This is a genomic window from Paenibacillus lentus, assembly GCF_003931855.1.
Classification (GTDB): Bacteria; Bacillota; Bacilli; order Paenibacillales; family Paenibacillaceae; genus Fontibacillus; species Fontibacillus lentus.
This window is the reverse complement of sequence record NZ_CP034248.1, coordinates 3,262,018-3,288,992: the sequence shown is the minus strand read 5'-3', so window position 1 is coordinate 3,288,992 and position 26,975 is coordinate 3,262,018. Positions and strand designations below refer to the sequence as shown.

General features: G+C 48.0%; 20 protein-coding genes, 1 tRNA gene and 1 pseudogene. 2 read left to right on the top strand and 20 right to left on the bottom strand.

Annotated features, from left to right (window positions below; translation table 11 throughout):
• Positions 1–29 precede the first annotated feature (29 nt).
• The 6 genes from EIM92_RS14795 to EIM92_RS14770 all read right to left on the bottom strand — a co-directional run bounded on the left by EIM92_RS14795 (position 30) and on the right by EIM92_RS14770 (position 8,103).
• Entirely contained in the window at positions 30–542 is a 513-nt protein-coding gene (locus EIM92_RS14795; protein WP_125083300.1) for a DUF6141 family protein, read from the bottom strand.
• 165 nt (positions 543–707) lie between these two features.
• Positions 708–3,170, bottom strand: a complete 2,463-nt coding sequence (gene gyrA, locus EIM92_RS14790) for a DNA gyrase subunit A (RefSeq protein WP_125083299.1) — start codon at positions 3,168–3,170, stop codon at positions 708–710.
• Positions 3,171–3,183: 13 nt separating this feature from the next.
• Positions 3,184–5,169: a DNA topoisomerase IV subunit B gene (parE, locus tag EIM92_RS14785; RefSeq protein ID WP_125083298.1), complete on the bottom strand. Its 1,986-nt coding sequence runs from the start codon at positions 5,167–5,169 to the stop codon at positions 3,184–3,186.
• Positions 5,170–5,249: 80 nt separating this feature from the next.
• Positions 5,250–6,230 carry an ABC transporter permease gene (locus EIM92_RS14780; RefSeq protein WP_425464208.1) on the bottom strand — a complete coding sequence of 327 codons (981 nt, stop codon included), beginning with the start codon at positions 6,228–6,230 and terminating at the stop codon, positions 5,250–5,252.
• Between the two features lies 1 nt (position 6,231).
• The gene (locus EIM92_RS14775; RefSeq protein WP_125083297.1) at positions 6,232–7,227 is read right to left on the bottom strand and encodes an ABC transporter ATP-binding protein; all 996 of its coding nucleotides are present in this window, start codon (positions 7,225–7,227) and stop codon (positions 6,232–6,234) included.
• 51 nt (positions 7,228–7,278) lie between these two features.
• Positions 7,279–8,103: a GDSL-type esterase/lipase family protein gene (locus EIM92_RS14770; RefSeq protein WP_125083296.1), complete on the bottom strand. Its 825-nt coding sequence runs from the start codon at positions 8,101–8,103 to the stop codon at positions 7,279–7,281.
• A 204-nt stretch (positions 8,104–8,307) separates the two neighbouring features.
• Here EIM92_RS14770 and EIM92_RS14765 point away from each other — a divergent pair.
• Positions 8,308–8,380: transfer RNA gene (locus EIM92_RS14765), tRNA-Lys, on the top strand.
• 135 nt (positions 8,381–8,515) lie between these two features.
• Here the strand turns inward: EIM92_RS14765 and EIM92_RS14760 are convergent.
• From EIM92_RS14760 to EIM92_RS14745, 5 genes and pseudogenes are all read right to left on the bottom strand, one after another.
• A complete protein-coding gene (locus EIM92_RS14760; protein WP_125083295.1) occupies positions 8,516–9,055 on the bottom strand; it encodes a CAP domain-containing protein in 540 nt (179 codons plus the stop codon).
• Between the two features lie 99 nt (positions 9,056–9,154).
• A pseudogene (locus EIM92_RS14755) lies at positions 9,155–9,754 on the bottom strand (ABC transporter permease subunit); the annotation flags it as partial.
• The gene (locus tag EIM92_RS14750) at positions 9,711–10,184 is read right to left on the bottom strand and encodes a hypothetical protein (RefSeq protein WP_125083294.1); all 474 of its coding nucleotides are present in this window, start codon (positions 10,182–10,184) and stop codon (positions 9,711–9,713) included. The gene EIM92_RS14750 and the pseudogene EIM92_RS14755, both read right to left, overlap by 44 nt.
• Entirely contained in the window at positions 10,181–10,378 is a 198-nt protein-coding gene (locus EIM92_RS24620; RefSeq protein ID WP_342772925.1) for a helix-turn-helix transcriptional regulator, read from the bottom strand. Before EIM92_RS24620 ends, EIM92_RS14750 begins: the two co-directional genes overlap by 4 nt.
• A 164-nt stretch (positions 10,379–10,542) precedes the next feature.
• Entirely contained in the window at positions 10,543–11,835 is a 1,293-nt protein-coding gene (locus EIM92_RS14745) for a response regulator (RefSeq protein ID WP_342772863.1), read from the bottom strand.
• Positions 11,836–12,025: 190 nt separating this feature from the next.
• On the opposite strand from EIM92_RS14745, the gene EIM92_RS14740 reads away from it, so the two are divergent.
• Positions 12,026–12,604 (top strand): hypothetical protein, encoded by a 579-nt coding sequence (locus tag EIM92_RS14740; RefSeq protein WP_125083293.1) that lies wholly within the window; start codon positions 12,026–12,028, stop codon positions 12,602–12,604.
• 111 nt (positions 12,605–12,715) lie between these two features.
• Here the strand turns inward: EIM92_RS14740 and EIM92_RS14735 are convergent, their stop codons facing one another.
• The 9 genes from EIM92_RS14735 to EIM92_RS14695 all read right to left on the bottom strand — a co-directional run bounded on the left by EIM92_RS14735 (position 12,716) and on the right by EIM92_RS14695 (position 26,920).
• Positions 12,716–13,174 (bottom strand): GNAT family N-acetyltransferase, encoded by a 459-nt coding sequence (locus tag EIM92_RS14735; protein WP_125083292.1) that lies wholly within the window; start codon positions 13,172–13,174, stop codon positions 12,716–12,718.
• Positions 13,167–14,351, bottom strand: a complete 1,185-nt coding sequence (purT, locus tag EIM92_RS14730; protein WP_125083291.1) for a formate-dependent phosphoribosylglycinamide formyltransferase — start codon at positions 14,349–14,351, stop codon at positions 13,167–13,169. The genes EIM92_RS14735 and purT overlap by 8 nt, the downstream gene beginning before the upstream one ends.
• A gap of 113 nt (positions 14,352–14,464) precedes the next feature.
• Positions 14,465–16,315 (bottom strand): ABC transporter ATP-binding protein, encoded by a 1,851-nt coding sequence (locus EIM92_RS14725; RefSeq protein WP_246020982.1) that lies wholly within the window; start codon positions 16,313–16,315, stop codon positions 14,465–14,467.
• A 1-nt stretch (position 16,316) separates the two neighbouring features.
• A complete protein-coding gene (locus EIM92_RS14720; RefSeq protein WP_125083290.1) occupies positions 16,317–18,086 on the bottom strand; it encodes an ABC transporter ATP-binding protein in 1,770 nt (589 codons plus the stop codon).
• Between the two features lie 106 nt (positions 18,087–18,192).
• Positions 18,193–22,029, bottom strand: coding sequence for a dynamin family protein (locus EIM92_RS14715; protein ID WP_125083289.1), 3,837 nt, complete (start codon positions 22,027–22,029; stop codon positions 18,193–18,195).
• A gap of 377 nt (positions 22,030–22,406) precedes the next feature.
• Complete coding sequence (locus EIM92_RS14710) at positions 22,407–22,691, bottom strand: NAD/NADP transhydrogenase alpha subunit (protein ID WP_125083288.1); 285 nt, start codon at positions 22,689–22,691, stop codon at positions 22,407–22,409.
• A 33-nt stretch (positions 22,692–22,724) separates the two neighbouring features.
• Entirely contained in the window at positions 22,725–23,393 is a 669-nt protein-coding gene (gene nth / locus EIM92_RS14705; RefSeq protein ID WP_125083287.1) for an endonuclease III, read from the bottom strand.
• Between the two features lie 87 nt (positions 23,394–23,480).
• Complete coding sequence (locus EIM92_RS14700; protein ID WP_125083286.1) at positions 23,481–26,234, bottom strand: S-layer homology domain-containing protein; 2,754 nt, start codon at positions 26,232–26,234, stop codon at positions 23,481–23,483.
• A gap of 74 nt (positions 26,235–26,308) precedes the next feature.
• Entirely contained in the window at positions 26,309–26,920 is a 612-nt protein-coding gene (locus EIM92_RS14695) for a GerMN domain-containing protein (RefSeq protein WP_125083285.1), read from the bottom strand.
• Positions 26,921–26,975: the final 55 nt, after the last annotated feature.

Below are 26,975 nucleotides of genomic sequence, written 5' to 3'. Positions count from 1 at the left end.
ACTAAAGCCTCTGTTAAGAATAATAATTTCTAATGTTTCTCGTTTAATGAATCAATAGCATTTATAATTTCATTTTGTTTCTGTGTCCCAAAAACTACCGTTTCATTTTTCAATTTCAACTTTATCCCTTGTTTGCCATGCATAGTATAAGATTTTTCTCCCTTCATATTTACACGAATTCCCCAACCTCCAAATTCGGAAGAACGATATTCAATAAGCTCATAATTAACTATATCCTTATATAAAAACCTTCGATACTGAAGATGAAAGGGCATAAAGCGGATATAAACCCCATCAGCACGAACTTCAATGATTAGTTTTATAAACCATATCAATACTGCAGGAAAAATAATCCCAAAAATTAGCCAAAAAATGATTAGAGATATGTTCGGGGCAGGTTTACTCCCAAGTGGAATTCCTATAAAAACTTGTTGAATCACGCTGTACCAAGAAAATAAAGCAAAAAGTAAGACGAACGCCCATATCCAAATTTGATGCGGTCTTTGAATTTCACGATATATAACTCTATGGTCTTTCCCCATTCCACCCACCCTCCATTTTGTTACCATTTTAATAAACCATCAAGGTATTTAGTAGTTACTCCTCTAAAAGACCAACCAGAACATGCTGACTGCCTAATTATATGAAGAAAGCTCTCCTCAGACATCTTAAACACAGAGAAGAGCTTTCTTTAATTTACTTTTTGTCTATTTTGCAGGTTCTTCATTCTCGCGCTGCGGAACAATGAGTATGTCGATAATTTCGTCTCCCTTGCCTACCGCGGCCAATGCCTTGCCTATGGATTTCCGATCACCTATCGGTGCGGACTCCGAGTTAAAGATATAGGACTCGCCCTGCTTCGTCATCACCATGATATTGAATGCTTCCTTGCAATAGAATCCACCCACGATGCGGCTTCCGTTCGGCTTCACGCGCTTGCCTTCCTTGAACTCAAACGTCTGCACCCCGCGACCGCCGCGGCTCTGCATAGGATAATCCAACAGCAGGCTGCGCTTGCCATATCCAAGATCTGAGACAACGAGGATTTCGCCTTCATCGCCTTCCACCCAAAGCGCACTCACTACTTCGTCATCGTCCTTCAAGCCGATGCCCTTGACGCCAGCAGTGACGCGTCCCATCGGATTAACTTCATTTTCTGCAAAGCGAATGGCCATACCATCCTTCGTTAACAGCAAAATATCAGCATTACTCTGGCTTAACTGCACCTGGATAATTTCATCTCCGTCCGCAACCCTTGCCGCAGCAACAGCTCCAGACCGCTTCGTTTCGTAATCTTTAAGCAACGTACGTTTGACCTGTCCCTGTTTTGTGACGAAGACGAGGCTCGTGTCTGGTTCGTCAAAAGTTTTTACGGGAATAACGCTAACGATCCGGTCTTCCTTCGCCAAAGCGATAACGTTGACAATCGCAGTCCCGTTATCCTTCCACTTGAATTCGGGTATTTGGTGCACCGGAAGTACAAAATATTGCCCGCGCTGCGTGAATATCAGCACATTTTGCAGTGTATCAACCTCTAAGACGTGCTTCACGTAGTCTCCTTCCTTCACACCCGATCCTTCAAGTTCTCCACCGGAGCGGGTAAAGGACAGCATACTCGTACGCTTAATATATCCTTCGTTAGACAATGTCACGAGGACATCCTCCTGAGCGACCATAACCTCCAGGTTAACCTTAATTTCCTCTACTTCCTCCTGAATTTCTGAACGGCGATCTATGCCGTATTTATCCCGGATTTCAAGCAATTCCTTTTTAATGACCGCGATCAGCTTCTTGTCGCTATCCAAAATTCCCCGAAGGGTATTTATTTTCTTTTGAAGTTCATTCAGTTCCTTCTGCAAAGACGTAATTTCCAGATTCGTCAATCGATACAATTGCAAGGTCAGGATCGAATCCGCTTGCCGCTCGGTAAAGCCGAACATCGTTTGCAAATTGTTCTGCGCATCCTGCCGATTCTTTGAAGCCTTGATGGCTGCTATGACCTCATCCAATATGTTCAGCGCTTTAACCAAGCCTTCAAGAACATGAGCCCGATCCTCTGCCTTCTCCAGCTCATACTGCGTCCGGTGAGTCACTACCTCACGCTGATGCGCGATATAAGCTTCGAGAATTGCTTTTAGCCCAAGCTGACGAGGCGCTTTGTTCACAATCGCTACCATATTAAAGTTATATGTCACCTGCAAGTCGGTTTTCTTCAGCAAATAAGCCAAAATCCCTTTGGCATCAGCGTCCTTGCGCAGCTCGACAACAATCCGCAGTCCTTCGCGTCCGCTCTCATCACGTACTTCAGCAATCCCGTCGACCTTCTTCTCTATGCGTATGTTCTCCATGGCCGTAACTAGGCGAGATTTAACGACCTGATAGGGAACTTCTGTAATCACGATTTGCTGCTTTCCACCGCGCAGTGATTCGATTTCTGTTTTCGCACGAATATAAATGCGGCCCCTGCCTGTCTCATACGCTTCCTGGATACCTTCTTCTCCCATAATAATACCACGGGTTGGAAAATCAGGCCCCTTCACATAAGTGCGGATCTCATCCAAGCTCATGTTTGGCTTCTCCATCACCGCAACACAGGCATCGATCACCTCGCGCAGGTTATGCGGCGGAATTTCGGTAGCAAATCCAGCAGAAATTCCGCTTACGCCGTTGACGAGCAGATTGGGATAACGCGAAGGAAGTACAACGGGCTCCATCGCCGTGTTATCAAAATTATCTTTAAAAGGAACTGTCCTCTTCTCAATATCCCGAAGCAACTCCAGCGCAATCGGCGACAATCTAGCCTCGGTGTAACGCATGGCTGCCGCCGGGTCATCATCCTGGGAACCCCAGTTTCCGTGGCCATCGATGAGCACATGCCCCATCTTCCAGGGCTGCGCCATGCGCACCATCCCCTCATAAATCGAAGAATCGCCATGTGGGTGATAGTTCCCCATCACGTCTCCGACAGTCTTAGCGGATTTGCGATATGGCTTATCCGGGGTGTTTCCCGAGTCGTACATGGCATATAGAATCCGTCTTTGAACGGGCTTCAGCCCATCGCGCACATCGGGAATGGCGCGATCCTGAATGATATATTTGGAATAACGGCCAAACCGGTCACCAACGACTTCCTCCAGATAGGCCGGCAAAAAGTTCTCCAATAAACTCAAATCATGTCACCCTCTATTCCTCATACTCCGTGAAATCTACATTCTCGACGATCCAGCGCTTTCGCGGATCGACCTTATCGCCCATCAACGTGGACACGCGGCGTTCGGCCTTCGCTGCGTCTTCTATCCTTACTTGGAGCAATGTGCGCGTCTCCGGATTCATCGTGGTTTCCCAGAGCTGATCAGGGTTCATTTCACCGAGCCCTTTATAACGCTGCAATTCAAAGTTTTTACCAAATTCCTTCAAATAGTTTTGAAGCTGCTCATCGGTCCATGCATATCTTACGGTCTCCAGCTTGCCGGATTTACGCGTAATTTTATATAACGGGGGCTGGGCAATATATATCCGTCCCGCATCGATCAGCGGTTTCATATAGCGATAAAAGAAAGTCAACAGCAGCACTTGGATATGCGCACCATCCGTGTCCGCGTCCGTCATAATGATGATTTTGGAATAATTGCTGTCTTCTAGCGCAAATTCCGTCCCGATTCCTGCGCCGATTGCCGAAGTAATGTAACGATACTCATCATGCTTCAATATATCCGCGAGCTTCGCCTTCTCCGGGTTCATCGGCTTCCCTTTCAACGGAAGGATAGCCTGGATTTTCGAGTCCCGTCCCTGCTTAGCGGACCCCCCGGCTGAGTCACCCTCAACGATAAACAGCTCATTGCGTGTAAAATCCTTCGATTGGGCAGGTGTCAGCTTGCCGCCGAGATTAGAGCTCTCGCTGCGCTTTTTTCCCGTTCGCATATCATCCCTGGCTTTGCGAGCTGCTTCGCGCGCCTTGGATGCCTGTACAGCCTTCTTAATAAGCAATTGCGCAACCTGTGGATTTTCCTCCAGAAATAGCGCTATATTGTCCGACACGACGGTATCTACCGTACTACGGGCTGAGGCGCTGCCGAGTTGATCCTTCGTCTGGCCAACGAACTCAACCTCCGCCATTTTCACGCTGATGACCGCCATCATCCCTTCGCGCAGATCCGTCCCCTCCAAATTCTTGTCCTTTTCCTTCAAGATGCCGTTCTTACGCGCGTAATCGTTCATTACCCTCGTATAAGCTGTTTTGAAGCCCGTCTCATGTGTGCCTCCTCCGCGAGTAGGAATCGAGTTGACGAACGAGACCAGCGTCTCGGTATATCCGCTGTTATATTGCAAAGCAACCTCGACCTCGACATCTTCTTTTTCCGCGTAAAAGTGGATTACATCATGAAGCACATCCTTGCCTTCATTCAGAAACTGGACAAACTGACTTGCTCCACCCTCGTAGAAGAACTCGTCCGCACGATCAGAGCGTTCGTCCTTCAACGTAACTTTGAGCCCGGAATTCAAGAAGGCAATCTCTTGCAAACGCTCAGCCAGCGTATCATAGTTAAGCCCGATACCTGCAGGAAATACGCGGATATCCGGCTTGAACGTAACTTTTGTTCCAGTCCGGTTCGTGTTGCCGATGATTTCTAGACCGGTCACTGGCTCGCCGACATGCTCTACCCCTTTTTTATCAACCCAATACTCAAAGCGCTGGCGGTGAATTTTACCATCACGATAAATATCTACTTCAAGCCACTCAGACAACGCATTCGTTACCGAAGCGCCAACACCGTGCAGGCCGCCTGATTTTTTATAGCCTGAACCGCCAAATTTCCCCCCAGCATGCAGAATCGTGAACACGACCTGCGGGGTTGGAATCCCGGTTTTGTGAATGCTCGTTGGAATGCCTCGCCCATTGTCGAATACCGTGACTGAACCGTCTTTATTCAGTGAAATATCGATTTTTGAACAGTACTTTGCCAGATGCTCGTCTACGGCATTATCTACGATTTCCCACAGCAAATGATGAAGTCCCGACGAGCTCGTACTACCGATATACATACCAGGTCGTTTGCGTACCGCGACAAGCCCTTCGAGCACTTGAATGTCGTCCGCGTCGTATCCTGAAGCCGCTGTGCCTGCCCCTGGCAAGGCAGCGTCCTCAAACAAATCGATTTGATCGGCCATTCATGCTCCCCCTTTTATACTTCTTTATGTAGACATTTTAATCATAAATGCAAACAGATGTTTTGGTTTCCTTGTACATTTTAATTCATGATGTCCTGTTTCGTAAAGACAAGGAATGAAACAATAAGTGAAACAAACCCCCAAGCGGCAAGCACCGCCAGCGAGAAACCAAGCGTCATTCCCTCAATCGGAGCAGGCGTTCCCGCCAAATATTGCGTCAATCCTAAATTCACCATAAATAAATATTTCGCGCTCGTCCATGCTGAGGCTAAATTCGTGAGAATATTGCCGGCAATTAACGCGGCCATCATAATTACTATACTTGCCGCCGTACTGCGGACGAGTACAGACACCATGAATGCTAGCATAGCCACGATAGTACTAACAAACCAGATTAGCCCCATTTGCATCAATATATATTTCCACTGAGGTACAGCGTGTACTCCTGATATATCGACATCTGCACCTTGAAGCTTAAATCCGGTAAACACCGGCAAATTGAAACCTTTATAGCCAAAGAACAATCCGGACACCAAATAACAGACAACAAACGTGGACACGACGATGAGCGATACGAACATCAGCAGAGTAATCAGCTTACTCATCAGCACTTTCCAGCGTCTGATCGGCCGTGTCAGCAGCATTTTGATTGTCCCGCTCGTTCGTTCGGAAGAAATGATATCCGACCCGATCCCCATAATGAGCAGCGGAATAAATAAAGTCGCCGCATTATCCAAGAATTCCTTCGTGAAAGCGACGGCTCCCGGCTGCCTAGGGTTCACATCCTGCTCCAAGTAATATTTCATCTGCTGAATATAAATTTGGCGGTATTTCTTCCACTCCTCCGGCACGCGGTCGCTGCCCAGCGAGTTTTGATTATCGGTAATCGCCTGTTGTACCTCCCGGCGCCAATCTGTGCCGAATTTACTCCGTTTATCCTCAGCTGCCCTCAATTGTGCATAAGAGAACATAGGTACAAGAACGAGCAGAACCAGCAGAATGACATAAAAGCGCTTCTTCTTGATCATCTTGATCGTTTCATTTTTCACTAATGCCATCATACTATTCAATACTCTCACCTTCCGTCAATTCCAGGAATAGCTGCTCTAATGTAGGATTGATTCTTTGAACAGCGTGAATTTGGATGCCCTCGGCCACAAGGCGAGGAAGGATTGCTTGGACATCCTCAGGCACCATTTGCGTAACAATGGCCTCTTCGCTCATTCCAGCAATGATTGTAGCATCCAGCACCGCATCCGCGTCAGGAATTAACGTAACCCCGGCTGCCTCCAGCAGTTTGAGCCCGTGGTCGCGGGGGGCAAGCTCCCATATCATATAATTGGAGTTTTCTGAGATCAACTCTTCGACGGCGCCTACCGCAAGCACGCGGCCTCGGCTAATAATCGCTACACGATCACATAGTAATTGAATTTCGCTAAGCAAATGACTGGACACAAATACGGCTAAGCCCTCTTCGGCAAGCCGCCGAATAAAGAGGCGCAGCTCCTTGATCCCCTTCGGATCGAGCCCATTCGTCGGCTCATCCAGAATCAACAGCCTGGGTCGTCCAAGCAAGGCCTGTGCAATCCCGAGACGCTGCCGCATGCCAAGCGAATATGTCTTAACTTTATCATGAATACGCTGGTCAAGACCAACGATTTCCACCACCTCGGCAATCCGCCGCTCATCCACACCGGACAACATCCGGCCAAAATGCTGCAGATTTTCCCATCCGGTCAAATAAGGATACATCTCAGGATTCTCGACAATCGAACCTACATACGCGAGCGCCTGCTCTGGCTGTCTTCTCACATCATAGCCACAGATCGTCACCTTCCCTTCGGTCGGACGTATCAAATCGACCAGCATTCGGATCGTTGTCGTCTTGCCTGCTCCATTGGGGCCAAGAAAACCAAATACCTCGCCCTCATGTACTTCGAACGTCACATCCTGTACGATCCATTTGCGTCCGATCTTCTTCCGAAGGCGCTCGACACTGAGCACCGCTTGCCGTCCCTTTTGTTCTTGTCCCTTCACAGCCTCATCCGTCGCCGTCATCTATCTCACTCCTTATGCCATGTCTGCTTGCACATGATTGATGCTGCATCGTCAATAAATGCCCTGCATAATCCGTTCAGCAATCATCTGATACCCTATCCCATTTGGATGAAAATGGTCACTGGATAAATATTTCTGCGAGTTGTATGTAAATAAATCGAAGGTCGGCACGACAAGCGTTCTTTCCCGCTCCTGAAAAACATCCGTAACGGTATGATTCCAGCGCGATACGGCTTCATCGCCAATTTTCCGCATTCCGGGCAAATCGGAAAACGGGTTATATAAGCTAATGTAGACAAGCTGCGCCTCAGGATTCAGCTCCAGAATTTTATCGGCGATCATCCCCAGTTGCTTCGATGCTTGCGTCACGGTTTGCTCCAGCTCTGATTCCGTGGGCATCCTTCCCCCGGACTGCATATTCCCCGCCCCATCAAACAGATCATTTCCACCGATGGACAAAATGATGATATCAGCCTGGCTTAATGAATATTGGACTCCCTTTTCATCCAATAGAGCCATGAGACCAGCCGTCGTCAAACCGTTAATGCCAAGATTGTTCACCAGCTTGGAATCTTTCCCCTGCTCCACGATCAGTTCCACGAATCGTCGGGCAAACCCTTTCCCGGTATCGTCACCCGTCCCTTTGGAAAGCGAGTCACCAATCGCTGCGACATTCAGCACGTCCGCCTCCTCTAACGGTTGGCCAGACTCTTCACTAGATTTTTCGGTCGCTCCTTGATTCAGCCCGGCACCGCTTCCCGCCGCTCCAGGATATATCACATCTCTCACCGCGTACAGAAATCCGGCAATAAGCAATAAGGTGGACAACAACGATAATATCCCCGTTGTCCGCCAAATTCGTGATGTGGAATTCATTTTTGATCCTTGTCCTCCTGTGCCATTATTTCCGATTCATTTGTTCCTTAATAACCTTTCCAGCTAATATCTAACATAAAACTTCTTATAATAATAAGCAAATCCAGCTTGTCCCCCCCTTTAGTAATATCCATAAAAAAACCAAATAAAAAAACTAGATTTTCAAAAAAGAAAGGAGTATAATATTTTTTGCAGGAATCCTAAGGGTTATTAGCTTAGCTGGTAGAGCAGCCGACTCTTAATCGGCAGGTCGCAGGTTCGACCCCTGCATAACCCATTTTTTAAGCTTGAACAAGAGCTGTTACGTCATCCTTTGAGAATGACGTAACAGCTCTTGTTCATGAAAGAGTCTATTCAAAAAAATAATTACCCGGCAAACCTAGTTGCCGGGTAAAAACTATCCATGCCGTTTTTATTTTCCAATAAACGCCTGAACCCAGTGTCCATTGTAATAGCCCACGCCGATTAAAGTATACTTGGAATTCAAGATATTAGCTTTGTGCCCCGGGCTGTTCATCCATGCCGATACGACCTCAGAAGGCGTCTTCTGCCCTTTGGCAATATTCTCGCCTGCATAAAGGTAAGTAATATTGTAGGCATCCATCATGTCGAACGGCGATCCATATTTGGGCGAGCTGTGACTAAAATAGTTATTTTTGTACATATCAATTGCTTTGTCTTTAGCCATTTTGGATAAGTTCGTATGCACAACAAGCGGCTTCAGTCCCGCATTTTTTCGTTCCACATTCACCAAAGCGACTACCTTAGCCGCATTTTCAGCTTGGATTTTCGCATATACGGCAGCCATCTGCTTGGCCGATGCCTGAGTTGTTTTTGCTGTGGCCGCAAAGATCGTTCCCGAGCCTGTCAACAATGGAGCCGCTGCTAGCGAAGCTGTCAAGCTGAATAACATCACACCTGACAGAAACGCTGCCACCTTTGATTTATTCATGCTGTATATTCCTCCCTCAGACTCCTTACATTCTTTGGAGTATCATGTCATATTCTAACATGACTGTCCGAATACTGCATGAGTAATTTATGGGAATAATTACTTTTTAGCCGCATATTTGCGCATATCAAAAGCTACAGCCGCAACGATAATCGCCCCTTTAATAATTTGCTGCCAATACGGACCGACACCGATAAATGTCAATCCATAGTTGATCACTGTAAAAATAAGTACCCCGGCCATCACACCTTGAACCTTGCCAATTCCGCCTGTTGTCGAGACTCCACCGACAACACAAGCAGCAATTGCATCAAGCTCGTACATATTTCCATAGTTGTTCGTAGCGCCGCCCGTACGCGCCGCTTCTAGCACGCCAGCCAGGCCATACAATGCGCCAGCGATTGAATAAATGATGATCAGGTTTCTGGAAACATTAATGCCCGATACTTTCGCAGCCTGCTCATTACCGCCGATCGCATACATATTTTTGCCGAGTCTTGTCTTGTTGAACATGACCCATACGATAAGACAGACGATTATCGCGATGATCACAATATTAGGTATAGAAAATTGTCCCGTGCCGATGCTCCCTGAGCCCAGCGTTGTAAAATCCTCGCGCAGCCCGCCAATCGGCTGAGAATGGTTTGGCTCAGTATCAAAATACAGAGAATTGATGCCGTAAATCGCAACCATGGAGCCATGCCTGCTCCGTCAGCTTCGTATTTTGCCGCATTGGAATAGAAGGTACGTTGCGCACCAGTTGCCCATCCATCGAGAAAAGAGCGATCGACACAAGATCCTCACGCGTGCTCAAAATCGTGCCCAGCTGCTCCTCTAGCGTCTGGTCACTTCGCTTTCCTCCCGCGTTGACCTTCGCCTCAGCAACCTCGAACACATCCTCCATTCCACTCACATACAGCTCCAAATTTGCATTCACTTGCTCAATAATTTGATTTAAGTTCAAATATGTATTTTCTTCTGAGACTTTGGAAAAGCGGTCAAATAACATATAGCTGACAAGAATGACCACAAACACCGTAATCGTTGTGGTCGATAACGAAATAATCGTCTGGATTTTTCGTATATGAAATGACTTGAACAGCGAGCAGACATGCTTCCATAGTCTCATGGCGACTCAGCTCCATTTCGATACTCCTTCGGAGAAATACCAAATTTCTTCCGAAAGCAGAAGCTGAAGTAATTGGGATCGGCAAAACCTATCCTCTCCGCGATTTCAAACGCTTTCAATTCTGTGTTCCGAAGTAAATACTGCGCAGCTTCCATACGGACGCCCAGCAAATAATTGACGAAGGTCGTTTTCATTTCCTTTTTGAAAATATTGCTGAAATACCCCGTACTTATATGTAAGTGCTTGCATACTCTGTTAATTGAAATATCGCTGTCATGATAATTGGCTTCGATGTATTCCTTGGATTCTGAGACTAATTGGCTGTAGCAGGACTGCCGATCTCTTGCGATCGAACTTCTTAACTTGACGCAAATACCTGTAAACCAGGCCTTTGCTTCACTAACACGTGTGATTTTGGCAAAATATCCAAGAAGTGCTCCCTCGTCGCCAAACAACTGATCCAGGTTGACCCGAATTCTTTAGCAACTCGAATGACCGTCGTTAGCATTTCCAGTACATGCACTTGGAAATCCTCATAGGACATCTTGCTGTCGACCAGTACCGAGAATAACTCGTTCAGTAATTGATGCAATTCCTCATCGCTTCCCACCTTAAGGCAGCGAATCAACTTTTTCTCGCAAGTATCGTCATAATTGAATGGCATGCTCTGCCGAGACTCGACATCATGAATCCAAATCACTTTATTATGACCAAGAATCAAACGGTAATCCATCGCCTGCTGTGCTTCCTCGTAAGAAGTCACAAGATCACTCAAATTCATGACGACCGAACCTGCTCCAATGGTAACGCGTAGCTTGAGATAACGCTCAACGCTAAAGCGAATTTCCTCGAGAATCTCCAGTGTTCTCGTGCTAACATCCTCTTGGTCTTCCACCGCGCTTATGCTGAGCAGCACGACGACTTCATGATGAATGAAGATGCGACCGAATTGTTCCCGTTTTATGATTTCATCCGCGATATTCAGCACTGCAAACAGTTGAAGCTCATTATCCTTCATGTTATGCAGAGATGATAATTCGGCTGCCGAGAAATCCCCTTCCTTCCGCTCCGGAAGCTGTTGTGAGTCTACACTAATGACCGAAGCCATATAGCCCCGCCCCTCCAAGTCCAGCTCATACTGCCTGCTCTTCTCCCGTATTTCAACCTCCGGTATTCGTCGAGACACTAGCGAAGAGAGGAACAAGCTCTTCAAAATCGGCAAGTTTTGGCGGTAATGCTCCTTCAATCTCTGCATATTCTCGTGCTCTGCCAGCTCCTGGTCGATAAGATACTTCACCTTCTGCAACACCGCTGCCAACTCGCCTGCAGAGAACGGTTTAAGTATGTATTCATCAATTTGCAATCGGATCGCCTGCTGTGCGTATTCAAACTCCTCATAACCGGTAAGTATGATAATTTTTGTAGAAGGATAATGAGCTCTGATCCATTCCGACAGCTGCAAGCCGTTCATAAACGGCATTTGAATATCGGTCACAACGACATCCGGGACATGTTTCTCAATCAGTTCTGCCGCTTCCTTCCCGTTCTCCGCCGTATCCATGACCATATACCCTAGACTTTCCCAATTGACTTGCTCTATGAGCCCCTCCCTTACGTCCGCTTCATCATCTGCTAATATTAATTTATACATGGAGATCAACCCCTCTTAGATTTCCACCCGATTTTATAACATCGATTGCCAAATGTAAACTAGCGGCCAAGACTATAGTCTAGCTTTATTTGCGGCTTAAGACGGTTTTGGTATTCACGGAATTGTCATACCATGGTAATATCAATATTTGGTAGTACATAACCTATAAATTAAATGGCGGTTGAAAAATATGAATAATGAAACACAAATTTTTATTCTGCTGAGCAATCCGCGGACCATCGTCACAAAAATGATTGGTTTGTACACAAGAGCGCGGTATAATCATGCCTCAATTGCATTTGATTCCGAATTGCGCGAAGTATACAGCTTTGGCCGAAAGCATCCTCTCATTCCCGTCTTTGGCGGTTTTGTGAAGGAGAACATTCACTCAGGCGTATTCGAAAAAGCAACCTGCGCAATTTATAGTTGTTCCGTCAGTCAAAGAACTTACGAACGAATGCGTACTTATGTCAGGCAGTTTGAAGAAAATGATGAACTGTACAGCTATAATTTTCTTGGGATTCTCGGCATTATCCTCAACATGGAGCTCGGCGGAGCAAACTCTTACTTCTGCTCCCAATTCGTCAGCTCTGTATTTCAGCAAGGCGGAGTACATCTAGTGAATAAATCCGCCGCCCTCACAACTCCTGCGGATTTGGAATCCTGCTCCGAGCTTAAGCTCGTGTTCCGGGGACGCCTGGAAACCTATCGTGAACTATGCTGCTATCGAAGAAATAATCCGCTGCAGCAGCCCTCATATGTTATCTAGAAAACTTTGCAACCATGTCTCCGACAATCAAATAGAATGCAAGAAAGAACCTCGCCAATGGCGAGGTTCTTCTAAATCAGCTATTTTAAAGGTCTGATATCTGCTTACGCTCTAGGAGTTAATTAACTTGCTTAAACGGTATCCCTGGCATATAAAGCCCATATGTTCGTAAAAAGACTTCGCCAGCATATTGCGTTCTCCACCAGCGGAGAGAACGAGCTGATTGCTGCCCTGTTCCCGTGCCCAAGCTTCAGCCGCCTCAACAAGCTCTCGACCGACACCGGTACCGCGGTGCTTCTCATCAACGACCATCGCCGTAATCTGTGTTACCGGACGGATCATATCATGGGTCTGATGCTGCTTCAAAAAAGTTGTGCCCACAAGTTTTCCATCCAATTCAGCGACCAAACTACACAGATACGCATGCTTCTCCAATATGCAAAGCCGCTCATACAGCACACTAGGCGTCGTTGGGTATTTAAGCTGGCGCATTAAGGGCAGCATTTGCTCGACATCTCCGGAACAACTTCTGCGAATGACTAAAGCCGGTGCCAACACCATACTACTCATTGACCTTTACCACCTTTAATGAGCTAGCCGCTTGTTTCGCGCGGCTGCGAGCTGTTTCAACATCCTCTGCTCCACTCAGAGCAACGGCCATCCTTCTTCCCTGTTTGCTAATCGGTTTGCCAAACACACGAACCTGCGTTCTTGGCACCCTCAAAGCTTCTTCTATGCCTGCGATGGCAAATTCCTCTCCTTCAAAATCACTTTTGAGTGTAGCGGAGGCACCAGGGGTCAACAGTTCAATTGAGGGAATTGGAAAACCCAGAATCGCCCTCACATGCAACGCGAACTCCGACAAGTCCTGACTTACCATCGTGACCATACCCGTATCATGCGGCCTTGGGGATACCTCGCTAAATACGACCCCCTCTTCCGTCAGGAACAATTCTACGCCGAACACGCCGTAACCCCCAAGCGCATCCGTTACTTGACGAGCAATGAACTCTGCCTCTGCAAGCTGAGTTGGGCTCATGACATGGGGCTGCCACGATTCGACATAATCTCCGTCTCGTTGAATATGACCAATCGGCGGGCAAAAAAGCGTTCCTGAGACAGATCGAACAGTCAGCAACGTAATCTCGCTTATAAAGGGAACAAAAGCTTCAACAATAACACGCGTTTGCTTAGCGCGGGCACCCTCCAGGGCAGCCTGCCAGCAACGCGAAACATCGCCTGGTTCCCGGCATACACTTTGGCCCTTGCCGGATGAGCTCATTAAAGGCTTAATGACGCAAGGATATCCGATTTCGGCTGCGGCCGACTCCAGCTCCTCCAAACTGCTGGCAAATCGATAATCAGCCGTTGGCAAGCCGAGTTCTTCTGCAGCAAGCCGGCGGATGCCTTCCCGATCCATCGTGAGCCTTGTAGCTCCAGCGGTCGGAATAACTTTATAACCCTTTCGTTCCAGTTCAACAAGAACATCAGTCGCAATCGCTTCGACTTCTGGAATGATAAGATCCGGTGAGACGCGGATAATCAGCGCACGAAGCGCCTCACCGTCCAACATATCGATGACATGGGATTCATGTGCGACTCCCATTGCGGGCGCATGCTCATAACGGTCTACAGCAATACATCTGACACCGAGCCGCTGAGCTTCAATGACAACTTCCTTACCTAATTCCCCACTGCCAAGCAGCATTATGCTCTTGGCATGCTCTGATTGAGGAGCACCCCACATGACTACAGATATCCCCCTTGAAAGATGAGTTAATTTGTCTCCATCTATTTTCATGTTTTATGAGAAATAAAGCAAGGGTTCAACATCAAAATGTGATTAAAATCTTCAGAAAATTACAAAAAACGAAACTGAGCTTCGACAAGTCCGCTGTAAATTCCCTTTTGTCCCATTAATTGTTCATGAGAACCTTGTTCCTTGATCTCTCCGTGATCCAACACCACGATATTATCCGCATTACGAATCGTAGACAAACGGTGAGCAACAATAAATGACGTCCTTCCCTTCAGTAACACCTTCAACGCTTCTTGAATTTTCAGCTCAGTCTCCGTATCAATACTCGCAGTCGCTTCATCAAGAATAAGAATTCGGGGATTAGCGAGCAGCGCCCGTGCAAAGGATAGCAGTTGACGCTGCCCCATCGACAATGCGTTTCCACGCTCCTCCACCTCAGTCTCGTAACCTTGCGGAAGCTTCGTGATGAAACCATGCGCATCCACCGCTTTGGCTGCCGCTTCAACCTCTTCATCCGTCGCATCCAGCCGGCCAAAACGAATATTGTCGCGGATACTTCCCGAGAAAATAAACGTATCCTGAAGAACGATGCCAATTTGGCTTCGCAGACTTTGAACGGTGACGTCCCGAATATCAAATCCATCGATATGAATAGAGCCTGCGGTTGTATCATAGAACCGACTGAGCAGGTTAATAATCGTACTTTTCCCTGATCCGGTGTGCCCCACAAGTGCGATGGATTGCCCAGGCTGAACGTCCAAGGAAATTCCCTTCAGAGCCGGGCGACCCTTCTCATATTCAAATATGACATTCTTGAACTCAATATTCCCCTCAATTGGCGGAAGCGGCTTTGCCCCAGGCTTATCGGTAATACTCGGCTCCTCATCGATAAATTCAAAAATGCGTTCCGAGGAGGCCATCGCGACGAGCAACTGGTTGTACATCATTCCTAGTCGGTTAATCGGATCCCAGAAATTCCCTACATAGTTGCTGAACGCCACAAGTAGCCCAATCGTCAGTTGGCCGGTTTGAATCATGTATGCACCTAGCATGAACAAAATAAAAGTTCCTAATCCGCCGGTAATTTCGATAATCGGGCCAAACATCTGGTTCATGGCCGATGCCTTATCCCAGGATTTCTTGCTGTCCAAGTTCATCATATCGAAAAAGCGCATGTTTTCACGCTCTTGCGTATACGCTTGGGTAACACGGATTCCTTGGATCGATTCATTCAAATGGGAGTTGATCCTGGAATTTCGCATCCGCACTTCCTGCCAGGCGATCCGGATCTTCTGCCTTAATTTCGTGGAAACCAGGAACATGATCGGCACGGTTATCATCACGGCGAGTCCCAACTGCCAGTTAATCAGCAGCAGGATAACGACGATCCCCGCCAATTGCACACAGTCAATCATTAAATTGACAACACCGTTCGTAAACAAATCCTGTAGCGAGTTAACGTCATTCGTGACACGGACGAGCACCGAGCCCGCTGGCCGCTTATCAAAGAAATTAAAGGATAGCTTCTGAATATGCTTGAACAGGTCGGAGCGAAGGTCATAGATCACCCTCTGTCCGATGATGTTTGTATACTTGATACGAAGTCTGCTGGATATCCACTGTACAATGTAAAGTGCGACAATAATCCCCGTTAAAATATATAGCAGCTTCAAGCTAGGATTACCAGACCCGGGTGCAATAGCTTTATCGATTGCAATACTCGTTAAATAGGGAACCGTCAGCTTTGTAATCGTCCCCAAAACAGTCATCAAGAGCACAAGCGGCAGCATTTGCCTCGCATATGGCTTCATATAGGAGAATAACCGACGGAACTGCTTCCAGTCGAACGCTTTGTCAATTAACTCATCATCTTGATAAATGAAGCGCTCCTCGATTCGCGTTGTCTGCTTCTGTCCCTTGAACGCCTGATTGCTGCGGGTTTCTGTATGCATGCTACAACACCTTCCCTTCATTCCCCTCATTATTCCGGGACAGATGATCTGCATATTGAATACGATACACCTCCTGATATGGTCCAGGAACTTGGATCAGTTCTTCATGCTTGCCTCGTTGAACGATTCGCCCTTCATCCAACACTAGAATTTCATCCGCATGACGAAGCGATGAGATCCGGTGAGCGATAATGAAGGTCGTTCGTCCCTGCATTACTTCCTGGAAGCCCGACTGAATTTCATGCTCGGTTTCCATATCAACCGCACTCGTTGCATCGTCTAAAATGAGAATCTTCGGATTGATCAGCAATGCACGTGCGATGGCGATCCGCTGCTTCTGTCCCCCAGACAGCCCCATCCCTCGCTCACCGACAACGGTATCGTATCCGTCGGGCATTTCCATAATGAAGTCATGAGCCTTCGCAAGTTTAGCCGCGTAAATGATTTCCTCCATCGATACTTGTGTCATACCGTAGGCGATATTGTTTCGAATACTAGAAGAGAACAGGAATGTCTCCTGAAAAACGGTTGCAATCGCACTGCGCAGACTTTGTATGCGTATATCCTTAATATCCCTGCCGTCAAGACGGATGCTTCCCTCATTCACATTATAGGCACGCATAAGCAACTGAATAATCGTCGATTTACCTGAGCCCGTGCCGCCAAGGAAACCGATAACCGAGCCTGGTTCCGCCGTAAAGTGAATATCTGTCACCGCAGGCATTTTGTTACCGTAAGCAAAGGTAACATGATCGAATTCCACCTTGCCCTGCATGTTCTCTAAATCCAAATCGACCGCGCTGTCTTCATCCTTCACATCTACTTTCTGATTCAGAATTTCTAGCACACGCTCCCCGGATGCCTTAGACTGCGTATAGTTGTTAATATGGAAACCAAGACCCCACATCGGTCCAATAATGAACCAAATTAAGCTGAAGAAGGCAACCAAATCTCCAAGCGTGAGCTGCTCCTTAATGACAAGAGTTCCTCCTACAGCCAGCAGGACGGCTACACTGATCGAAGCAAGCAGCTCCATGACAGGGAAGAATCTGCTCCACAATGTCGAAGCGAAAATTTGGTTATCCTTATAGCGCTCATTGCGATGCGAGAACTTCTCCATCTCGTAAGGCTCACGGGCAAAGGATTTAACGGTCCGAACCCCAGTTACATTCTCCTGAACAGCAGTCGTTAATGAACTCAGTGCGAGACGCATTTCCTGGAACGCCGGGTGAATTTTCGACTCAAACTTCAAAGCGACCGCAGCGAGAAACGGTATCGTAATCATCGTAATCAGCGTGAGCTGCCAATGAATCGACATCATCATAATCATCCCAAAAACGACCATCAGCACCAGATTGAGCAGTTGCGCAAACCCAAAACCGACGAAGTTCCGAATGGCCTCTAGATCTCCGGTTAACCGGGACATCAAATCCCCAGTCTTCGCTTTATCATAATAACGGAACGATAGAAATTGTAGCTTCTCATAGCAGGCATTACGTAGCCGATAAGCGAGATAGTTGCCAAGTCTTCCGCCGAAAAAACCATGTAAAAACTGTAAAGATGCTTTGATGACAACAACGCCTACCGCCGTCAAAGCAATCCACAATACCCCTTCATAATTCCCGGGGCGAATCACATCGTCAATCAGATTCCGGAGCAGTAAAGGATATACAAGTCCAAAGCCCGTCGCTGCAGCCAAGCACAAAATTGATAGTACTAAATAGGTACGCCGCTCTTGATAATAACCTCTTAATTGCCTAAGTACTTCCATGTCATTCCCTCCCAGTAGCGCCTGTCATCGATGGCTTGCAACATTTTAATCATTTGCCCCTCTTCGCGACTGCTGCGCTACTTTTCAGATGATATTTTTGTTTTCTTTAATGCAATTTCTGATACAGGGTTTGAAGACGCTGCGGCACATCCTTCCACGAGTCATCAGCCTTCACCAAGTCAGACATGCTCGACACGCTATCTTGCCATTCCATCCACTGCGCTTCAAATGAGGCAGCCATCACTGCAAACCTTGCCGAGGTTTCTTCTTTATAAAATTGGATCAACTGGTTTTTGCAACGTTGAACCGCCTCTTTGACACTTGCGCTTAACGGCTCTTCCAGGACGTCACGCAGTCTTTGCTTACCCCCTCCTTCAAAAAATGACTTTGGATTTCTGAAATAGCTCCAATATGAGGCAGCCTTAAGACCGTCCTCCAAGCCTTCTTCTTGAATGCTCGGAATCGACCAGACTGAGTTTGCGTAAATCGACAGTCCAGGCACCACCTGGATTTCTTGCTGCAGCTTCACAAGCCAAGCGCGAGCTTCACTCGCTAGCAATTCCTCGCACTTTTTCTCCAGGCGTAGTGAAGTCGCCTGAACCTCACGTTCAAGCTCTAAACTGACTTGAGCCATCCATCCCTTTAGCGAGGCCGCAAATTTCCGCTTCATATCTCCTCTGTCATCCTGCAGAAGGGAAGGGTGAAAATATTCATGATACAAATCGCCTGCCAGATATTGTAAACGTCTGCGCACATGGAACAACAATTCTTCGGTCTCCTGCGCAATTTCTACGGTTTTGTCATTGCTAGCCAGCTCTCCAAGCTTCTCCATGAAGCGCTTTCGATCCGATGCCAGCTGAGCCTTAAGCTGCTCTCGCTCCTCCTCGCTTTTGGCCAGCGTCCGCCCCCATTGCTCGGCCCGCGTCATGAACTGCTGCAGCTCATGACGTGCCGCGTTAACGGCCAGCCCCGCTAAATCTTCGCTGATAAAACGGAAGAAAGATGCCTCAAACCAGGAGAATCCCGACGTTTCAAGTTTCGTCATATCCCCATTTTGCTTGGACTCCAGTGCATCGATGCTGGACACAGGATAGATTTGCGGCGATTCGATTCCAGCCGCGCGCAGCCCGCCTTCCACATGCTCGACTACGCTGGACAGTTCGCCCGGCGTCGCCGCCAAATCGGCAGCGTTGACGATAAAGAACATTTTATCGAGCGCAAAGCTCCCCTTTACCCGGCCCAAATGACTTAGAAACTGGCGATCTGCCCGGGAGAAGGCATGATTGTAATAGGTTACATACAGCAATGCATCACTGTTCTTCATATATTCAAAGGTAACTCCGGTATGCCGGGCGTGAATGGAATCCGCCCCCGGAGTATCCACGATAACAATGCCTTGCTCGGTGAGAGGACAGGAATAATACAAATCGATGCCCGCCACGAAACAAGCCCGACTCTCTTCCGACACGTATTCTGCAAACTGCTCCAGCCCAGTTAGCTCGCAGCTCCCAAGCCGCGGAGCATTCTGCTCCCAGCCTAGTGCCGCCGCCTTCAGGAAGCTGAAATGGGCTCGCCCGGAAGGCGGCACATCCGGCGCCCTCAATTTCTTTACCTCAGACAGCCAGTTGCTTTCCTTCCAAGCTCCAAGCTGCAGCGCCTCAAAGGAATAAGCCAAATCCTCGCGCATCGCTTCCGCGGTCTTGAAGGTAATGGCCGCCTGGCCATGCTTCATATCCCCTTCTGGCGCGATGATGCGATTGATTGCCGCAGTCGTCGGGTGCGGCGATACGGGCAACACCTGAGCGCCCAGCAAGGCGTTCGCGAAGGAGGATTTGCCCGCGCTGAAGGCCCCGAACAGCGCGACTGTAAAGCGGCCGCCGCGTAATGCGGCTGCGCGGGCGCGCAGCTCCCGTACCCCCGACCCAAAGGCGGGGTAAGGGGCCAGCGCCTCAGCCGCGGCGTTCAGCACCGCGGCCGCCTCGCCCAGCCGCTGTCGTCCACTGATCACGGCTGCGGCTCGAGGCGCGGCGCCAGTGACAGCTGAGCCACTGGCGGCGGTTGTTGCGACGTTGTCGGTGGCATTGGCGGCGCTTGGTGCTGTTTTTCCCGTTGCCGCGTGTGCAATAGCAGCGCCGTCTGTAGCTGCGGTAGAGCTGGCGGCCGTAGTTGCGGCCATGCCGGCAGCAGCACTAGTTGCAGCCCTACTTGTGGCTGCAACGCCGCTGGCGAGCATCGCTTCGCCCGCAGGCGGCGCCTGCGCAACGTCCCTCACCTCCGGCAAAATGCCGGGTGGTAGGGACGGGCGCTCACCGAGCTGCGCGTGAATACACGCAGCTCGGTCTTTGGCGGCAGCGCGCAGCGCTTGCAGCCGTTCGGCTGCGCCGGAGCGCACTAGCAGCGCCTCGCGCTGTGCGGCCAGCTCTTGCTGCGCCGCCGATAGGCGTGGCTCCAGCTCCACGAGCAGCCCATCCGCCAAGGCGAGGGCTGCGCGGCGATAGCGGCCGGTAATTCCGGCCGCCACATCGGCGGCGTAGCGAAGCGTATACTCGCCGGAGAGCAGTGCGCCTTCGCGTGCAGGGCCGGCGATCCACTCTTCCTCCGCCTGCGGAAGCTCCGCCTCCAGCCGGCTTTCCCACTCCACGCTCCAAAGCGTCTCGCCCTGCCCAAGACGACGCAACAAGTCGCGTACATGCCAGTCAACCTGGGCCAGCGTCTGCTCCTGCAGCTTCCCTAAGAACCCATCCCTCCTGCGCTCCTTCTCGCGCTCGGTTTTCGCTCCGTGAAACAACAATCCCGTCTTAAAACCAGGCTTCCGGCTTTCTAAATACAATGCAGCGGCGTCCCGAAGTGCAGGCGTCATCACATGCGCATTAGATAGCAAAGCGTCCAGTTCCTTCATAAAATTAACGCGCAATCCATCGATATAACTTTCGTTCTCTTCCAGCTTCTGTTCCAAGGAGGATAATTCATGCTGCACGGTTAGCAGCGCCTCTTCGCCGCCGATCTCCTCAAGCAGCCGCTCCATCTCCTCCTCATCCGCCTCATCCTGCCGCTTCAAAAACTGCTCAGCCCCGTGAAAGAGCGAGCAACCGACACTGAACTCCAACAATCTTTGCCGAATATTAAAAAGAGAAGTAATCGTCTCTTCAAGCTGGGTTAACATGTTTAACGGATGGGATAGCTCCTTCAAAGAAATATAGAACACGCCTGCCGGTACAATGCCCCACAACTCAAAAGCATGCTCGACGGCGCCCCGGTACTTCTCGAACGAAAGCTCATTGCTCCGGTGCTTATCCATTTGATTGACAACAAGATAAATAGGCTTCCCCCAATCGGCCAATCGTTTGGCAAACGACAGATTGCTTTCTGACAATACATGATTATAATCCATGACATAGAAGACGACATCGGCCAAATGCAGCGCTGAAGTGGTAGCCAGCGCATGGCCAGCATCATTGGAGTCAACGCCAGGTGTATCGAGCAATACGCCGTATCGACCCAATATAGGAACATCGTCCCAAAGGGAGATCATCGAATATGTATTTCCATCGCGACAATAATCGTCCAATTGATCGAGATTAAGCTCAATTTGCTCGGAACGCAAAGCTTCTGACTCTGTCATGTCATCATTAGACGTTTTCGCTTGTTCCGTTCGGGTAAGAACTGCTCGCCGTTCACCATTGCGTATAGCCGCAACATTAGCCGTAGTCGGGATAGGCCCGGACGGTAATACCTGCTTGCCGCACAATCTATTGATCAAGCTAGATTTCCCCGCGGAGAAATGGCCGCAAAACGCCAACGTTAATTCTTTCGCTTCCAGCTTCTTTTCTAAATCCTTAATCTCCCGGTACGACTTTAAGTCATTTCCCGACTCGTATAAATCCAAAAACCGGCCAAGACGGTCATGAAGCCGCTGGTCCCGACCAATTGTCAACGTTTCCATGAATATGTACTCTCCTTATTTAGGTTGGCTTCCATGTCTTAGGAAATACATCCATTTTACATGAGCGGCATCTGACAGGGAAGTCTCGTAATTAGTAATTTTCCAGTAAAAATTAAAGAACTTCCCGCTTATTTAAAGAAAAACATAGTACAGAGCACATTCTTCGGTGCCTGGTTGCGATTATCTCCGTTTCTTGATAATAATAATCCATATCCCTAGGCCAACACTTCCCAACACTAATTCTAATTTGAATTCTTATACTTCCTCCTATCATACCTCGTATTATTCCTGTAGCAAGAACAAAAAACCACCAACAGCGAGGTTTCCCTCACTATTGGCGGTGAGCTTGCTAGCGCACGCGGTAATCTTCGCGGCGATTACACCGAAGGCAATTCAAGCAAATCGTCCTCGGACGGGATTAAAATTTCAAATACTTTACCATGCTGAAGAATCGTAATCCCCTTCTCCTTATCCTTCATTACAACCACTTCAGGTTTCACGGCCATCCGTTCCAAATAATGGCCCGGCACTTCGCCAGAGTCGCTAACGGTAATGCCTTCGAGCTCCCGTTCGTCATTCTCCCGCAAATCAATCTCAATCACTTGATCAAACATATCCGAGAATCGTTCAAAACTGTCAGTATACACAGAAATACATCTCATGGAGTCTCATCCTCTTCTAACTAGGTTTGTATGTCACTTTTCTCTATCTTTTCTGTCCAGTGACTTTTTCATACGTTTTTTGCCTTCACGGCATACATCCAGCAGCGGGCAAATCTCACACTGCGGATTTTGGGCCTTGCAATGATATCTCCCGAAAAAGATGAGCCGATGATGGGTTATCGTCCATTCTTCCTTAGGTACCCGCTTCATCAGTTTCTTCTCGACTTCGAGTACAGAATCGTTCCAGCCCGCCAGCCCAAGCCGCTTACTGACCCTTTCCACATGCGTATCGACGGCGATCGCCGGTACGCCAAAAGCGTTCGAGACCACCACGTTAGCCGTCTTGCGGCCCACACCAGGAAGCTTGACCAGCTCGGCGTGCTCGCGAGGTACCTCCCCGTCATACTGTTCGATGAGAATCCGACATAAATTCTGAATATGCTTAGCTTTACTCCGAAATAATCCGATACGTCGAATATCCTGCTCCAACTCTTCTATCGGAACGGAAAGATAATCTTCCGGCGTCTTATATTTCTGAAATAAATCATCTGTCACCTTGTTTACGGTTGCGTCGGTACACTGTGCCGACAACAGTACGGCAATCGTCAATTCAAATGCATTGCTGTGACGGAGCTCACAGTGCGCATCCGGAAACATAGTGCCGATACAATCCAAAATATGACGGACACCCGCGGCATTCATGTCTCCACCTAACCTTTCTTCACGAAGAAAACCGTCCTGCCCGGGAATGATCCCGCAGCAAGACGGTGATTCTCACGAAAATAATGATTATTGTTTTTCGATTTCAACGAGTCTATCCCCGTTGAAATACAAAACAATTTTATCATCAACTTTAAATGATTGCACGGAAATAGTCGTGTCACCTTGATGAACATACGTATCTGCATTTACAAAAAAGCGATATTTATCATCGGCGATGGTCGCTCTTTTAACAACAAGCTCTCTTGCATTTGCATCATAACGAGAGAACTTCCGCTCCAGCGAGGTCAGAACCTTTACGACAAGGTTGCCATCGCTATCCTTGCGTACCTCCACATGATCGGCCGTCGTCAATCCGCCTATTCCCGCGGTAACGGATGTTCCACGCATCACTTTGACACTGCTTGTCAGCGGGAAGGACTCGATCGCACCATTGAATGTTTTGACCGTTAAGGTTGAAGCATCAATATTCTGTACACTGCCCATTGTCAATTTTACAACTTGCAGTGAAACTGCCTTGTGGCCATTAAAGGCAACATTGATCGTTTGGCCCTTTTGAATATTGGATAATTTAATCAGATTCCCATTTTCATCCGTCAGAGTGGCTTGATCAACATAGAAGCTCTCCGTCAATCCATTATTGCCATTTACCGCTCTAATTCGGCTATAAGACGTCTCCACCGAACTAACTACAAATTGGGCGGAGGACTTCAACGCCAGCGTCTGTACCGCATCCTGGTTCGCACTGAGCATAGCAACTACAAGGTCGCCGACCTTTATATCGCTCAGCGTCGCGCGCTTTCCGTACAATTCGATAGTTGGAGCTGTTCCTTGATATGGCAGTGTGACCGTTTTGTTATCGGAGGTCAGCAGCGTAATCTTCTTCTCCGAAGTATTCACGGAGACAAAGGTTCCTTCATATTTATAAATCATTTGCACGCTTAGCGCACGGCTGCCTATATAGGACAGATTTATCTTCCGATCTTTATTAAGTATTGACTCCATGCCAGCTAAATTAGGCTGGTTCGAATTATAGTCGACCTTCGTTTTATCATCTAGAACGAATACATGAGGCTTCTCATTCCCGTCCAATACAGTCAGCGTCTTCGACTTGCTGTCGTAGTTAACAACCTTCGCTGCATTCAATTGCTCAGTTTGGCGCCCCTGCACGACGATCTTCGTTACTCGTTCCTCAGCGTCCAGCGTAAGTTCTATCTTGTCGCCACCATTTAAATCAGCGATCAGATCGTCAAGTGTAGCGTCAGCGATACCGCCAACGATAATGTCCGTCTTATCCGCTAACAGCTTCACTTCAGGATATCCGCTAGCATTGCTGAATGTAATTAGCCGTCCATTTTGATCCAGCCCCAGAAGCGTTCCGGTTACCGTACGTTCCACGCTTTGAGTAACCTCCAACGAATCCAACACACTATTGTTTACTGTATATTTAATAGAAGAGTTTTCCCGCAGTTCACTAAGATTGTTCAGCTTCTGGCTTTGATATAACAGAATAGTCCGATCATCTACCGCAAACGTTTCAACCGTACCCGAAGCGTCACGGATCGATATCTTCTTGCCTGTCACATCTACAGCATCAATCGTGCCTGTACCCGATTTGCTGACCAAAGCCGCTTTTACCTGAACAAGCACAGGCTTCATCTCAGTCGTATAAGTCTCCCGCTGCACGATGATCGTACTTTCCGGCGTCAGACTGCTGGCAGCCATCTTCTTCCCGTTCTGATCCAGGAAGGCCGTTGTGTCATCGAAAGTATACTCTACCAAGTCATTGTTCACGAGCATCACGATCCGGTTACCGTTCAAAATACGAAGCAAAGTACCTTCCGTAGTCTCCAGCTGCTGCTTTGCATCAATCACTTCAACATACGCCGCCGATCCTACCTTATCGATGGCCATGACTTTCGTATAAGGTTTCAATTCACTCTTGGAAATCTTTAATTGCGAGTCTTTATTGAAATATACGCTGCGGTTATCTAGTATGAAGCTCTTCAATTGATTATCGACATATAAGGTCAATTTGCTATCCGTCAATTCGGTTACGATTCCTTCGTACACATTTGAATAGTTAGCGTTTAAATGCTCCCCGCCTTTGCCAAAGAAGGTTGCGATTTGCGCTCGGGTCACATTGCCTTGCGGATCGAATTTATTGCCTTCAATCCCTTTGGTAATATCCAGTTGAGCCGCTAATCTGACATAGCCCCGTACATTAGCGGAAATTTTGTTATGATCCGCAAACCCCGTTGCCCCGGCTCCAAGTGCTTTGGCTTCCTCATCTTTATCCAATGCCCGGATCAAAATTTTAGCTACCCATTCACGGGACGCTTTCTTCTGTCCCCAAGACTCATTAGCTTTTAACGATGCAAGTTCTTCTTCTCTGTCAATCAAATTCTTCTTGATAGCCAGCTCAACATAAGGTTTAGCGTATCCGCTAATTTGCAAATCCTCAGGTACTGTATCTCCGTTCCCGAGTTCTCCGCTCAAATTCATGAAACGAATCGCCATCGTAATTGCTTCCTGCTGCGTGACGCTGTCGCTCGGCCGGAATTTGCCTGCATCCCCGACGATTATCCCCTGTGCAGCCAGCTTATAAATATACTTCTCCGCCCAAAAGCCGCTTTGCACATCGCTAAACAATGTAAAAGCCGTACTTGCAGAATTGCTAATATTAGACCCCGCTTTCGCAGATGATCCTGCCGGCTCGTCCGCAAGGACGGCACCGCCGGCGCTTAAACTGATCGTAGCTGCAAGCATGGCCGAAACCGCTTTTTTGGAATTTCGTCTATAGCTGCGTTTAAATGATGACATTAAATTCTCCCCTTCAAAAAAATGATCTCTTAACCATGTTCGACAGCGAGGTGTAATTTCCTCCACAAAGTCGACTATTTTCTTAGAATCGGATGCTCTAATTCGACATGGCCCATTAGTGTTTCTACTGGCTGGCCGTCAACCAGAACTTCAATGGATTTGACTTCATCGAACTGAAATAAGGCCTCGGTTAATGATTCTAGAGCAAGCGATTCTCCTCCAGCCCCAAGCCTAGCCTCATCCGGCAGCAATATATCCACCGTCAGCATGCCATCCTTAAGTTTCGTTTCTTTAAAGCTCACTTTCTCCCACAGAGATAGCAGCTCAGGAGCTCCGCTATGCTGCAGCGATGCTAGGGTTTGGTTGTACTTTTCAGCCTCATTGCTATACGAAATTTCTTTTTCCTTCACAATTAAGGCATCCATTTGCTCATCCGTAAAATAAGCTTTAATAACCATATTCTTCACCTGCTCCTGCCCTGGGGAGCTTTCATTCGAATTCCCTGAGCCGTGAGCGTCAGGATTATTCAGTGGCTCTTGGTTCATCTGGCCGTTTTCACTGTTGCCAGCATAGTTAGAAACATTGCCTTCTCTCTCTCCAAGCATTGGCTCTGGCTTTTGACCGCATCCAGCGGTCACCGTGAGCAGAAGCACCAAAATTCCGGATAGCATAATCTTTTTGTTCATGGTCACTTCCTCCTCCTATCGGAATTGTTCAGGAAGTCGTACAATTCATCTCCCT

What these genes read in the sequence shown, in the direction of transcription:
- EIM92_RS14740 (WP_125083293.1), top strand. Translation starts at nt 12,026, where the DNA reads ATGAATAATGAAACACAAATTTTTATTCTGCTGAGCAATCCGCGGACC.
- EIM92_RS14775 (WP_125083297.1), bottom strand. Translation starts at nt 7,227, where the DNA reads ATGACGGCGACGGATGAGGCTGTGAAGGGACAAGAACAAAAGGGACGG.
- parE (WP_125083298.1), bottom strand. Translation starts at nt 5,169, where the DNA reads ATGGCCGATCAAATCGATTTGTTTGAGGACGCTGCCTTGCCAGGGGCA.
- EIM92_RS14735 (WP_125083292.1), bottom strand. Translation starts at nt 13,174, where the DNA reads ATGAGTAGTATGGTGTTGGCACCGGCTTTAGTCATTCGCAGAAGTTGT.
- EIM92_RS14695 (WP_125083285.1), bottom strand. Translation starts at nt 26,920, where the DNA reads ATGAACAAAAAGATTATGCTATCCGGAATTTTGGTGCTTCTGCTCACG.
- EIM92_RS14760 (WP_125083295.1), bottom strand. Translation starts at nt 9,055, where the DNA reads ATGAATAAATCAAAGGTGGCAGCGTTTCTGTCAGGTGTGATGTTATTC.
- EIM92_RS14770 (WP_125083296.1), bottom strand. Translation starts at nt 8,103, where the DNA reads ATGAATTCCACATCACGAATTTGGCGGACAACGGGGATATTATCGTTG.
- EIM92_RS14795 (WP_125083300.1), bottom strand. Translation starts at nt 542, where the DNA reads ATGGGGAAAGACCATAGAGTTATATATCGTGAAATTCAAAGACCGCAT.
- purT (WP_125083291.1), bottom strand. Translation starts at nt 14,351, where the DNA reads ATGTGGGGTGCTCCTCAATCAGAGCATGCCAAGAGCATAATGCTGCTT.
- EIM92_RS14700 (WP_125083286.1), bottom strand. Translation starts at nt 26,234, where the DNA reads ATGTCATCATTTAAACGCAGCTATAGACGAAATTCCAAAAAAGCGGTT.
- EIM92_RS14745 (WP_342772863.1), bottom strand. Translation starts at nt 11,835, where the DNA reads ATGTATAAATTAATATTAGCAGATGATGAAGCGGACGTAAGGGAGGGG.
- EIM92_RS14715 (WP_125083289.1), bottom strand. Translation starts at nt 22,029, where the DNA reads ATGGAAACGTTGACAATTGGTCGGGACCAGCGGCTTCATGACCGTCTT.
- EIM92_RS14720 (WP_125083290.1), bottom strand. Translation starts at nt 18,086, where the DNA reads ATGGAAGTACTTAGGCAATTAAGAGGTTATTATCAAGAGCGGCGTACC.
- nth (WP_125083287.1), bottom strand. Translation starts at nt 23,393, where the DNA reads ATGAATGCCGCGGGTGTCCGTCATATTTTGGATTGTATCGGCACTATG.
- EIM92_RS14725 (WP_246020982.1), bottom strand. Translation starts at nt 16,315, where the DNA reads ATGCATACAGAAACCCGCAGCAATCAGGCGTTCAAGGGACAGAAGCAG.
- EIM92_RS14780 (WP_425464208.1), bottom strand. Translation starts at nt 6,230, where the DNA reads ATGATGGCATTAGTGAAAAATGAAACGATCAAGATGATCAAGAAGAAG.
- EIM92_RS14710 (WP_125083288.1), bottom strand. Translation starts at nt 22,691, where the DNA reads ATGAGATGTATTTCTGTGTATACTGACAGTTTTGAACGATTCTCGGAT.
- EIM92_RS24620 (WP_342772925.1), bottom strand. Translation starts at nt 10,378, where the DNA reads ATGAAAACGACCTTCGTCAATTATTTGCTGGGCGTCCGTATGGAAGCT.
- EIM92_RS14750 (WP_125083294.1), bottom strand. Translation starts at nt 10,184, where the DNA reads ATGAGACTATGGAAGCATGTCTGCTCGCTGTTCAAGTCATTTCATATA.